The organism is Hymenobacter negativus (assembly GCF_016056375.1).
Lineage (GTDB): Bacteria > Bacteroidota > Bacteroidia > Cytophagales > Hymenobacteraceae > Hymenobacter > Hymenobacter negativus_A.
Map to the genome: position 1 here is coordinate 146716 of NZ_JAEDAE010000010.1, position 11815 is coordinate 158530.

The window sequence follows — 11815 nt, forward strand, 5'->3', positions numbered from 1 at the left end:
TCGCGTCTTACCAGACATGAACAGCACCCAGCAACTGCAGCACCTTTATTGGCGTGCCGGCTTTGGGCCGCGCCCGCAGGACGTGGCCGCCGGCCTCAGCCCGCGCAAAGCCCTGCGCCAACTGTTGCACGATTCGGAGCATTTCGAGCCCCTCGCCGGCCCCGCCCTGAACTACACCGACCCGCAGGGCATGGTGATGACCGACCCGGCCTCGACCAAAAACAACCCCGTGCCCAACGGCATGGTGACAACCCCCGACCAGCCCGCGCCTCCTGGCGCACCAGTTGCCCCCGTAGCTGTCCTGCGTCCGCGCGCGGCCTTCAAAGGCGGTACCATTGCGGCCGGCGTCCCGCGCCTGCGCCGCGCCGACCTCACGCCCGCCCAGCGCAAGATGCAAAACGAGGGCATCCGCGACGCCTTCAACAACATGAGCACGGCTTGGATGGAGCGCATGGCTACTTCGCCGGCGCAGCTGCGCGAGAAGATGACCCTGTTCTGGCACGGGCACTTTGCCTGCCGCGTGCGCCAGCCCGATGCCGCGCTCAGCCTGCACAACACCACCCGGCAGTATGCGCTGGGCAAATTCCCCGACCTGCTGCTGGCTGTGAGCAAGGAGCCGGCCATGCTGCAGTTCCTCAACAACCAGCAGAACCGCAAGGAGCACCCCAACGAGAACTTCGCCCGCGAAGTGATGGAGCTGTTCACGCTGGGGCGCGGCAACTACACCGAAACCGACGTGAAAGAAGCCGCCCGCGCCTTCACAGGCTGGGGCTACGACTACCAAAGCAACTTCAAATTTCGGGAGCGGGAACACGATGCCGGCACCAAAACCTTCTTGGGCAAAACCGGCAACCTGACCGGCGAAGACGTGCTGACGCACATCCTGGCCCAGCCCGCCGCCGCCACGTTCCTCACCACCAAAATCTACCGCTTCTTTGTGAACGACGTACCCAACCCGGCGCACATCGAGCCGCTGGCGGTAGCCTTCCGCAAAAGCGGCTACGATATTGCCGACCTCATGGAGCGCCTGTTTTCGGCCGACTGGTTTTACGAACTGGCCAACATGGGCACCCACATCAAGAGCCCCGTGGAGTTGCTGGCCGGCATCCGCCGCACGCTTAATGTGCAGGTCGACAATGCGCAGCCGCTGCTGGGCTACCAGCGCGCGCTGGGCCAGAACCTGTTTCAGCCGCCGAACGTGGCCGGCTGGCCCGGCGGCCGCAATTGGATTGATTCGTCGTCGCTGCTGCTGCGCTTGCAGTTGCCGGCCATCCTGTTCAAAAACGCCGAATTCGCCGTAGCCCTGAAACAAGACGAAAACGACATCGCCCCCAACCAGACCAAGGCTGAGCGCACCGTGCGGCCCGGCGCGGGTGCCCACCTGCCGCTGGCCCCGCTCCAGCAGCTGCTCGGAGCCACGCCCGTCGCCCAGCAGCCCGAAAAGCTCAGCGGCTTCCTGCTCCAGGCCAGCATCCGGCCCGAAAACCTGCAACTGGTGCAGCAGGCCGCCCAGCAAAAAGAGCCTGCTGATGCGTTACGGGCCACTTTAGTGAGCCTATTGAGCTTACCTGAATATCAGTTAGCATAAATCCTCTCCTTCCCGATACAGCTATGGCTTCCACCCGCCGCGAATTCCTCCGCACCTCCGCTTTGGCCAGTACTTTGTTGCTGGTGCCCAAGTTCCTGCACGCTCTGGACCGGGGGCCGGGCCTCGCGGGGCTGCGCGATGCCACCGGGGCACGCCGCCTGATTGTGGTGCAGCTGGGTGGGGGCAATGATGGGCTGAATACCGTCATCCCCTATCGCAACGACTTGTATTACAAGGCCCGACCCACGCTCGGCATCAAGGAAACTGAGGGAATTTTGGCTTTGGACAAAGATTTGGGCCTGCACCCGGCTTTGAAAGGGCTAAAAGGCCTGTACGACCAGGGCCAATTGGCCGTGCTGAACTCAGTGGGCTACCCCAACCCCGACCGCTCGCACTTCCGCTCGATGGACATCTGGCAGTCCGGCTCGGGCTCCGACCAGGTGGTGAGCACCGGCTGGCTGGGCCGCTACCTTGACTCCAGCTGCCCCGACTGCCAACGGCCCTACAACGCCCTCGAAATCGACGACACGCTGAGCCTGGCCCTGAAAGGCAGCCAGCGCAAAGGCCTGGCCTTGAAAAATCCGGATAAATTCCACCAAATCAACCAGAACCGCCTGCTAAGCAAAGTGAGTAAGGAAACCGCGCCCGCCCATCAGGAGCAGGTCGACTACCTCTACAAGACGCTGGCCGAAACCGCGTCCTCGGCTGACTATCTGTACGACAAGTCGAAAATCTACAAATCGGCCGTGACGTACCCGAATTCCGATTTCGGCAAAAACCTGAAAACCACCGCCGAGCTGATTAACTCCGGCGTGGAATCCCGCGTGTACTACCTGGCCCTGAGCGGTTTCGATACCCATGTGCGCCAGCACGAGCAGCAGCAACGCCTCTTCACCGACCTCGGCGACGGCCTGGCCGCCCTGGCCGACGACCTGCGTCAGCACGACCAATGGAACAACACGTTGGTGTTGATTTTCAGCGAGTTTGGCCGGCGCGTGGGCCAGAACGCCAGTAACGGCACCGACCACGGCACGGCCAACAACGTATTCCTGGCCGGCGGCGCGCTTCAGAAAAAAGGCGTAATAAACGACGCTCCAGACCTCGTAAACCTCGACCAAGGCGACCTGCGCCACCAGGTCGACTTCCGCAGCATCTACGCCAACATCCTCAAAGACTGGCTCGGAGCCGACGATACCGACATTCTGGGCACCGGCTTCGAGCGGATGAGCGGACTGGTGTAATCGCCTGTCATTGCGAGTGGAGCGCAGCGGAACGCGGCAATCTATCATCTCAATGCGACCAACCCTGAGATGCGGTGAAGCTTTTTTTAATAGTAAAAAGCCCCGGTACTGAGTAGTGCCGGGGCTTTCTGGTAAAAGAAATTGTCTGGTTATTACAGGACGGATTGCCGCGTTCCGCTACGCTCCACTCGCAATAACTGACGTCTTACAGCGGCACGTTGAATCCAAAGGCCCAAATGGCCTGCAACGACCCGAAAACATGAGTGGCGCGGCCCTGCCGGTCGTCGCCCAGGAAGGTGTTGGTGTAGTCGGCGAAGGCGCCCTGCACGTCGGTTTGCAGAAAGAAATAGCGAAAAATATCCGCTTTCAGGCCCAGGCTGCTGCCCACCACCAGACCGTGGTAGTGGAAGGGCCCTTCCTGGTGGTTGCCTAGCACGGTCGAGATGGTGTAGGAAACCAGGGGGCCGGCCCCCACCTTACCCACGGCGCTTACTTTCAGCAAGCGACGGTCCCACAGCACCTTGTGCTTCACCAGGTTCACCATCAGGTAATTGTTGCCGTTGGTGTGTTGCAGGTGCACGAAAGCGGGCGTTACCAGCGTGTCCTTATCAAGGTAACGCCCCCGAATCTGGCCTTTGACGTGGATAATCTGGTTGTCGTCGACCACGTACTTGAGGTGGTTCCAGCTCACTTCGATGCCGAGGTTGTGTTTGTCGTGAAACAGGTAGCCCAGCGTCATGTCGTACTGCGGAATGGTCCAAGAATTGAACCGCCAGAAGTCCTTAAAATCAGGCTTGTCGCTGGCATGCGCGTTCACGAAGGTGAAGTCGTAGTTATCGGTTTTGGTGTTTTTGAATCGGATGTCGCTGCGCGTGTACCAGTCACGGTTGTAGCCCCAACTAAAATACACGCTGCCGTGCGGTTTCAGCTCGGGCGGAATGGGCGCGGCCGTGGGCACTGAGGGAGTGGCAATTGGGTCGGTAGACGGAGCCAGGGGTTGGGCCATAAGCGGCCCGGCCAGGCCCATCAACAGGCCCGACAATAAGAGGGGGAATCTCATTGGAAGTGAATAAATAAATTCCGCGATAAAGCTCAACTATAAAAGCGCGCGAAGGTAAGCCGCAAGTCCGCCAATTGTTTAGCTTATTCGGATAATCGGGCATGGCGGCCCTGATAAGGCCCGGAAAACCATAGACTAACCTCTGACCGCGTGGCAGCGCGCTGGTAATTCCCTCTCCCTCCTATCCCGCGCTGGCCCGGCTTTATTACATGGCCCTTTGCTCTTCCGCGCAGGCCACAAAAGTGTCATTGGCCCCGGCAAGTGCCGACGGCCGCTGTTTCCCTAAACCCAGCATGATGCGGTGCCTGCCAGCGAGGCAAGACACGTTAGCTCGCGGCCGGCCTACCGCCCAAATACGGCCGCCGCCAGCGCCAGCACGGCCCGGCGCGTGGCCTCGGGCTGCTCCAGGTACGAGAGGTGCCCGCTGCCTTCCAGAAACAGCGCCGCGCCCACCGGCGGCAGGGCCGCCTGCCGCACAGCATCGTCGAAATGCACGGCCACGTCGTGCTTGCCGGCCACCATCAGCACCGGGAAAGGGGCTTTGGCCAGCACCTGGGTGCGCTCGGGGCGGGCGGCCATGCCGCGCAGCGCCCCCGTGATGGTAGTGGCCGGGGTGGCTTTGCCGATTTCTTCGAGCAGGCCGCGGGCCTCGGTCAGCCGGTCGCGGTTTGAGGGCGCGAAGAGCGGGCGCACGAACGACTCCATGAACTTGCCCACGCCGTGGCGCTCCACGAAGCTGATGTTTTTCTCGCGGTTCTGGCGCTTCTCGTCGGTATCGGGCAGGGCGGTGGAGTTGATGAGGGCCAAGCCGGCCACGCGCTGGGGCCAACGCTCGGCCAGGGCCAGGGCCACGTAGCCGCCCATGCTGTGGCACACCAACAGCACGGGGTCGGGGCAGCCTTTCTGGTTGAGGTAGTCGATGACGTGACGCGCCTGGGCCTCCATTGAAAAATCGGGCACGGGCGCGAGGTTGGTGCCGTGGCCGGGCAGGTTGGGGGCCAGCAGCCGGTAGCCATCCGGAAAAGCGCGGGTGAAATCGGTCCACACCTCGCGGCTTTCGGCAAAGCCGTGGAGGAAAACAATGGTGGGCGGGTTGGAGGCGGGCGTCATACGGGCAAAAGTAACGTTCTCCGCTTTCCGCGCCCCTTATTTATTTCCCGCCACTTCCGCCCCCCGCTGCGATGACTCCCGCACGAACAGCTGCGGCTGCAGCACCACCTGCCGCTGCGAAAACGCCGTGCCGTCGGCCGCCGCCAAATCGGTAAAGAGCCGGAAGGCGGCCTGGCCCATTTCCTCGCAGCGCTGGTCCACGGAGGTGAGGTGGGGCTCGGCCACCATGGTCAGGGCCTCGTTGCTGAAGCCGGCTAGGGCCACGTCCTGCGGCACGCGCACGCCCCGGCTTTTCAGCACCTGTAAGGCTCCGAGAACGGCCCAGTCGCCGGCCGAGAACACGCCATCGGGCGGGTTGGGCAGGGCCAGCAATTGCTTCATGCTTGCCTGGCCGCCTTCCAGGGTCATGTCGCAGTCGATAATCAGGCTTTCATCCGGGGCGATGCCCTGGTTTTGCAGGGCATCGAGGTAGCCCTGGCGACGGTTACGATAGATGTTGAGGTGTTGCGGGCCGGCCAGGTGCGCCACGCGGCGGCAGCCTTGCTCCAGCAGATGGCGCGTGGCCTGATAGGCCCCGTCCTGGTCATTCAGCACCACGGCGTTCACGCTGTCGCCCTCCAGAATACGGTCGAAAAACACCAGCGGCACCCCGCGCTTGCGCACCTTATCAAAGTGCCGGAAGTCGAGCGTGGTGCGCGAAACTGACACCAGAATACCCGCCACCTGCGCGCTGAGCAGGGTTTCGAGGTTTTTGCGCTCCTGGGCCACGTCTTCGTTCGACTGGCAGATAATGATGCTGTAGCCGGCCTTGCTGGCGGCGGTTTCGATGCCGTGCACCACCGACGCAAAAAAGCGCCCTTCGATGTAAGGCACAATCACGCCCAGCAGCGTGCTGGTGCCCTTTCGCAGGGCCGAGGCCATGCGGTTGGGCTGGTAGTTCAGTTTTTTGGCCAGCTTGAGCACGGCCTGCTTGGTAGCCGGCCCAATGCTGTGGTGGTCGCTCAGGGCCCGCGAAATCGTGGTCATCGACACGCCCAGCTCCCGGGCCAAATCGGCCATGGACACGGGGCTATGGGCCGCGTCGGAAGGCTTTACAGAAGGACGGCGTCCGGCCATTTTAATGATGCGATAGATAGAACTACCCGGCGTAAAGCTAGTATAAGCGCCGCAACGATTGCGCGGCGGCGCTGTTCTACCCAGCAGGTTTGCCGTAGAAGAACGTAATTTTTTACGCCAGATTCCGTAATTCCGCCGGCCGGAACGGTACAACAACGCCCGTCTTTCCGGACCTTTGGCCCCATCAGAACCAATTGCGACTCCATGAACCCTCTCGTTGACATCCGCCAGTTCGACCAAAGCCTCTGGCTGGACTTTATCAGCCGCCCCATCATCATCGACGGCAAGCTCCAGCGCCGCATCCAAGACGAAGCCTTGCGCGGCGTAACCTCGAACCCGGCCATTTTCGCCAAGTCCATCGGCGATACGGCCGACTATGATTCGGCCATCAAAGCGCTGGCTTTGCAGGGCAAAACCACCAACGAAATCTACACCAACCTGGCTGTATCGGACGTGCAGGCCGCTACCGACCTGTTCCGGCCCCTCTACGACGGTGCGGGCCACGGCTCCGACGGCTACGTGAGCCTCGAAGTATCGCCCGAGCTGGTGAACGACACCGAAGGCACCATCGCCGAGGCGTTGGCCCTCTGGAAAGCCGTGAACCGCCCCAACGTAATGATTAAAGTGCCGGCCACGCTGGAAGGCCTGCCCGCCATCCGCCGCCTCATTTCGGAGGGCGTGAACGTGAACGTGACCCTGATTTTCGGCCTGGAGCGCTACCGTTTGGTGGCCGAAGCTTTTATTGCCGGCCTCGAAGACCGCGCCGCCAAGGGCGAGCCGCTGGCCCGCATCGATTCGGTAGCCAGCTTCTTCCTGAGCCGCATCGACGTGCTGATTGACCCCATGCTGGAAAAAATCGCGGCCGATGGCGGCGAGAAAGGCAAGCTGGCCGAAAGCCTCGTGGGCGAAGTGGCCATTGCCAGCGCCAAGCAGGCCTACCAGATGTACAAGGAGATTTTCTCGGGTCCGCGTTGGGAAGCCCTCAACGCCAAAGGTGCCGAAACCCAGCGCCTGCTGTGGGCCAGCACCGGCAACAAAAACCCCAAGTACGACAACCTGCGCTACGTTGACGGCCTCATCGGGCCGCACACGGTAAACACCGTGCCCGTGGAAACGCTGGACCTCTTCGGCAAGAGCGGCAAGGTGGCCGCCACCATCGAAACCAACTTGGAGCACTCGAAAGAAGTGCTGGCCCGCCTGCCCGAGCTGGGCATCAACCTCGACGAGCTGACCCAGCACCTCGAAGAAGACGGCGCGCAGAAATTCAAGGAGCCCTTCGCCAAGCTGATGCAGTCCATCGAGAAGAAGCGCGCCCTGGCCGTGGAAGAAAAAGTGGACGACTCCAAAATGGAGCTGGGCCAGTACCAGGCCGCCGTGGATGCGCAGCTGGCCAAGTTCAAGGCCGACAACTTCGTGGCCGGTTTCTGGGACAAAAAGGCTGATTTGTGGACCGCCGACGAAGCTGGCCAGCACAGCATCCGCAGCTACATGGGCTGGCTGCGCGTGGCCGAAACTATGGTGGGTGCGGTACCCGAAATCGAGCAGTTTGTGCACGAGGTGCAGGCCGCCGGCTTCAAGCACGTGGTGGTGATGGGCATGGGCGGCAGCACGATGGCGCCGATTGTGTTCAAATCCTCGTTTGCGAAAGATGAAAACGGCTTGCCGATGTCGGTACTCGACACCACCGACCCCGGCACGGTGCGCGAGATTGAAGCCTCCGTGCCGCTGGCCGACACGCTGTTCATCGTGGCCAGCAAGTCGGGCACCACGGCCGAGCCACTGGCTTTCGGTGATTATTTCTACGCCAAAGTCAAAGAAATCAAGGGCGACAAGGCCGGCGAAAACTTCGTGGCCATCACCGACCCGGGCTCCAAGTTCGTGACCGATGCCACGAACGCGAAGTACCGCCGCATCTTCCTCAACTTCCCCGAGGTGGGCGGCCGTTTCTCGGCCCTCACCTACTTCGGTCTGGTGCCGGCGGCCCTCTACGGCCTGCCCATCGGCGAGATTCTGGAACGCGCCATTCTAATGATGCGCGCCTGCGGTGCCTACGGCCCGACCGACAAAAACCCGGGCCTCGAATTCGGCACCGCCCTGGGTGTGCTGGCCTCGCAGGGCCGCGACAAGCTTACTATCGTGGTGCCCGATGCCCTGCACGACCTCGGCCTGTGGCTGGAGCAGCTCATCGCCGAAAGCACCGGCAAGGAAGGCAAGGGCATTCTGCCCGTGGCTGGCGAGCCGCTGGGCGAGCCCGGAATCTACGGCCAGGACCGCGTGTTTGTGTACGTGGGCTACAAGGACCAGCCCGACGAGGCCAACGCCAGCAAGCTCGAAGCCCTGAAGCAGGCCGGCCACCCCGTCATCACCCTGCTGATGAAGGACGCCTTCGACCTCGGCCAGGAGTTCTACCGCTGGGAAGTGGCCACGGCCGTGGCCAGCGCCGTGTTCCGCATTAACCCCTTCGACCAGCCCAACGTGCAGGCCGCCAAAACAGCCACCGACAAGCTGATGAAGGCCGTGGAAACCGAAGGCAAGCTGCCCGAGGGTGAAAAACCTGCTGCCAGCGAAAACGGCTTGGACTACTACACCGCTGCCCACGGCGAGGGCGCGGCCGGCGTGCTTAAGTCCTTTTTCGCCCAGGCCAAGCCCGGCGACTTCGTGTGCCTGCAAGCCTACCTGACCGAAACGCCCGCCGTGAGCGCCAGCCTGCTTGAGCTGCGCCAGCGCGTGATGCAGCAGCTGCACCTGGCCACCACCTCGGGCTACGGCCCGCGATTCCTGCACAGCACCGGCCAGTACCACAAGGGCGGCCCCAACACCGGCCTGTTCATCCAGTTCACCGACGACAATCCACAGGACCTGGCCCTGCCCGGCCGCTCCTACACCTTCGGCACCTTCAAGAATGCCCAGGCCCTCGGCGACCTGCAAGCCCTGCTCGACAACGGCCGCCGCACCCTGCGCGTGAACCTCGGCAAGGATGCCGAAGCGGGGTTGAAAACCATGCTGGCCGCCCTGCCTGCGCTGAAGTAATTCCCGTAGCTTCGGCTACACCTGCCACGCGGCGGTTCCCGGCAACGGGGGCCGCCGCGTGTTGCTTTTGGTTGTTCACTACTGGGAAATCAAGTAGCACAAAGAAGCCCCCACAGCATATGCTGTGGGGGCTTCTTTCATTGTTGCCAACCGCTGGCGGCAGGAGAGCAAATACTAGAACTGAATATTAGCAAACGTTCCTACCACCTCCCCAACGACGGGGAACGTGGCGCGGAAATCCCCGTTCACGAGTTTCGTTTGCGGGTCATAGGTTGTCGTACCAGTATAGTTTGTGCCCGCTACGCCGTCCAGAGTACCGGTCAGGGCGTTGGTGGTGTAGTTGGTGGTGGCGGAGCCTTTGGTGAAGTTCAGCACCATGGTTTTGCCACTGCCCAGCTTACCGGTAATACTTAGGCGTGGGGAGCCGGTGAGGTAACCGCCGTCAACCACACGCGCCTCGTTCAGGTCGTAGACCGGGGCTCCGGCTTCGGAAACCGTCACCTTGATGGTAGATGCCGTGGGAGTTGGGGCCGGCGTCGGGGCATCTTTCGAGCAGCCCATCAGGAAGGTACCGGCCAGCAGCACTGGGGCCAAAAAATTAGCAGTTTTCATAAAAGTTGGTTAGGTAGAATCATTGCCGCGTTCGTCGCACAATCCGGCAAATGTACCGGCGCAGCAATGGTTAAACCAACGATTGCAGCACTTGATTCCCCACCTTGGCGCCCAGCTCGCGCACGGCTTGGGCGATGCCGGCCGCATCGAAGCCGCACTCCTTGTAGAGTTCGTCCTGGGTGCCGTGCTCCACCACGCGGTCGGGAATGCCGAGGCGGATGATGGGCAAGTGGAAACCGTGGTCGGTCAGGAATTCGAGCACGGCCGAGCCGAAGCCACCGGGCAGGCAGCCGTCTTCCACCGTCACGATGGCGCGGTAGCGGCGGGCCACGTCGCGCAGCATCTCCTCATCCAGCGGCTTGCAGAAGCGCATGTCGTAGTGCCCCGCGTCGATGCCTTCGGCTAGCAGCGTTTCGGTAGCCTTCACGGCATAGTTGCCGATGTGGCCGATGCTGAGGATGGCCACGCCACCGGCTTCGCCCTCGCGCACCACGCGGCCCGTGCCAATGGCCACGCGCTGCAGCGGCGTGCGCCACTCGGGCATCACGCCCTCGCCGCGCGGGTAGCGGATGCTGTGCGGGCCGGCGTTTTCGGGCAGGGTGGCGGTGTACATCAGGTTGCGCAGTTCCTGCTCGTTCATTGGGGCCGACACCACGATGTTGGGGATGCAGCGCATGTAGGCCAGGTCGTAGCAGCCGTGGTGGGTGGGGCCGTCGGCCCCGGCAAAGCCGGCGCGGTCGAGGCAGAACACCACGTGCAGGTTTTGCAGGGCCACGTCGTGCACCACCTGGTCGTAGCCCCGCTGCATAAACGAGGAGTAGATGTTGCAGAACGGCACCAAGCCCTGCGTAGCCAGGCCGGCCGAGAACGTGACGGCGTGCTGCTCGGCAATGCCCACGTCGAAGGCGCGGTCGGGCATAGCGGCCATCATGATGTTCAGCGACGAGCCCGAGGGCATGGCCGGCGTCACGCCCATGATTTTGTCGTTGGCCTCGGCCAGCTCCACCAGCGTGTGGCCGAACACGTCCTGGTACTTGGGCGGCTGGGGCTTGTCGGGCGTTTTCTTGTAAATCTCGCCCGTGATTTTGTCGAACAGGCCCGGCGCGTGCCACAGCGTCTGGTCCTTCTCGGCCAGCGCGTAGCCCTTGCCCTTCACTGTCACGCAGTGCAGCAGCTTGGGGCCGGGAATGGATTTCAGGTCGTTGAGAATGGTGACGAGGTGCTGCACGTCGTGGCCATCCACGGGGCCGAAGTAGCGGAATTTCAGCGCCTCGAACAGGTTGCTCTGCTTGAGCAAAGTCGCCTTCATGGCGGCCTCCACTTTGCGGGCAATCTGCTGGGGGTTGGGGCCGAACTTTGAGAGCTTGCCCAGCACATTCCACAGTTCGTCGCGCACCTTATTGTAGGTGCGCGAGGTGGTGATGTCGGTGAGGTATTCCTTGAGCGCGCCCACGTTGGGGTCGATGCTCATGCAGTTGTCGTTCAGCACGACAATCATGTTGTTGTTGAGCACGCCGGCCTGGTTGAGGGCCTCGAAGCTCATGCCAGCCGTCATGGCCCCGTCGCCAATTACAGCGATGTGCTGGCGGTCAAACTCGCCTTTGTAATCCGACGCCACGGCCATGCCCAGCGCCGCCCCGATGCTGGTGCTGCTGTGGCCCACGCCGAAGGCGTCGTACTCGCTTTCGCTGCGCTTCGGAAAGCCCGACATGCCTTTGTAGCGGCGGTTGGTAGGGAATTTCTCGCGGCGGCCGGTCAGAATTTTGTGGCCGTAGGCTTGGTGGCCCACGTCCCAGATAAGCTGGTCGTAGGGCGTATTGAAGACGTAGTGCAGCGCCACCGTGAGCTCGACCACGCCCAGCGAGGCGCCGAAGTGCCCGCCGTAGATGCTGACGGAATCGATGATGAAGTCGCGCAGCTCGGTGCTGAGCTGGACTAACTGCTCGGGAGCGAGCTTTTTGAGGTCGGCGGGCGAGTCAATTGCCGCGAGTAGCGGGCCGGGTTCAATTATCATCAGGTCAGGCGTGGTGGGATGGGTGACGGAAGGTAACCGCCTGA

General features: G+C 62.3%; 8 protein-coding genes. 3 read left to right on the forward strand and 5 right to left on the reverse strand.

What is annotated here, in order from left to right:
* Positions 1–16: 16 nt before the first annotated feature.
* Entirely contained in the window at positions 17–1588 is a 1572-nt protein-coding gene (locus tag I7X13_RS18435; RefSeq protein WP_198076603.1) for a DUF1800 domain-containing protein, read from the forward strand.
* 23 nt (positions 1589–1611) lie between these two features.
* Complete coding sequence (locus tag I7X13_RS18440) at positions 1612–2829, forward strand: DUF1501 domain-containing protein (RefSeq protein ID WP_198076604.1); 1218 nt, start codon at positions 1612–1614, stop codon at positions 2827–2829.
* A gap of 205 nt (positions 2830–3034) precedes the next feature.
* Here the strand turns inward: I7X13_RS18440 and I7X13_RS18445 are convergent, their stop codons facing one another.
* From I7X13_RS18445 to I7X13_RS18455, 3 genes are all read right to left on the reverse strand, one after another.
* Positions 3035–3889, reverse strand: a complete 855-nt coding sequence (locus I7X13_RS18445) for a hypothetical protein (protein ID WP_233454846.1) — start codon at positions 3887–3889, stop codon at positions 3035–3037.
* A 342-nt stretch (positions 3890–4231) separates the two neighbouring features.
* The gene (locus I7X13_RS18450) at positions 4232–4999 is read right to left on the reverse strand and encodes an alpha/beta fold hydrolase (protein WP_198076605.1); all 768 of its coding nucleotides are present in this window, start codon (positions 4997–4999) and stop codon (positions 4232–4234) included.
* Between the two features lie 36 nt (positions 5000–5035).
* Complete coding sequence (locus I7X13_RS18455; protein ID WP_198076606.1) at positions 5036–6115, reverse strand: LacI family DNA-binding transcriptional regulator; 1080 nt, start codon at positions 6113–6115, stop codon at positions 5036–5038.
* A 204-nt stretch (positions 6116–6319) separates the two neighbouring features.
* On the opposite strand from I7X13_RS18455, the gene I7X13_RS18460 reads away from it, so the two are divergent.
* Complete coding sequence (locus I7X13_RS18460; RefSeq protein WP_198076607.1) at positions 6320–9145, forward strand: bifunctional transaldolase/phosoglucose isomerase; 2826 nt, start codon at positions 6320–6322, stop codon at positions 9143–9145.
* 174 nt (positions 9146–9319) lie between these two features.
* Here the strand turns inward: I7X13_RS18460 and I7X13_RS18465 are convergent, their stop codons facing one another.
* Complete coding sequence (locus I7X13_RS18465) at positions 9320–9757, reverse strand: hypothetical protein (protein WP_198076608.1); 438 nt, start codon at positions 9755–9757, stop codon at positions 9320–9322.
* A gap of 70 nt (positions 9758–9827) precedes the next feature.
* A complete protein-coding gene (gene dxs, locus I7X13_RS18470) occupies positions 9828–11771 on the reverse strand; it encodes a 1-deoxy-D-xylulose-5-phosphate synthase (protein ID WP_198076609.1) in 1944 nt (647 codons plus the stop codon).
* Between the last annotated feature and the right edge of the window lie 44 nt (positions 11772–11815).

Excerpts from the sequence above, each read along its gene's own strand:
- I7X13_RS18435 (WP_198076603.1), top strand. The coding sequence starts at position 17 with ATGAACAGCACCCAGCAACTGCAGCACCTTTATTGGCGTGCCGGCTTT.
- I7X13_RS18460 (WP_198076607.1), top strand. The coding sequence starts at position 6,320 with ATGAACCCTCTCGTTGACATCCGCCAGTTCGACCAAAGCCTCTGGCTG.
- I7X13_RS18445 (WP_233454846.1), bottom strand. The coding sequence starts at position 3,889 with ATGAGATTCCCCCTCTTATTGTCGGGCCTGTTGATGGGCCTGGCCGGG.
- I7X13_RS18440 (WP_198076604.1), top strand. The coding sequence starts at position 1,612 with ATGGCTTCCACCCGCCGCGAATTCCTCCGCACCTCCGCTTTGGCCAGT.
- dxs (WP_198076609.1), bottom strand. The coding sequence starts at position 11,771 with ATGATAATTGAACCCGGCCCGCTACTCGCGGCAATTGACTCGCCCGCC.
- I7X13_RS18455 (WP_198076606.1), bottom strand. The coding sequence starts at position 6,115 with ATGGCCGGACGCCGTCCTTCTGTAAAGCCTTCCGACGCGGCCCATAGC.
- I7X13_RS18450 (WP_198076605.1), bottom strand. The coding sequence starts at position 4,999 with ATGACGCCCGCCTCCAACCCGCCCACCATTGTTTTCCTCCACGGCTTT.
- I7X13_RS18465 (WP_198076608.1), bottom strand. The coding sequence starts at position 9,757 with ATGAAAACTGCTAATTTTTTGGCCCCAGTGCTGCTGGCCGGTACCTTC.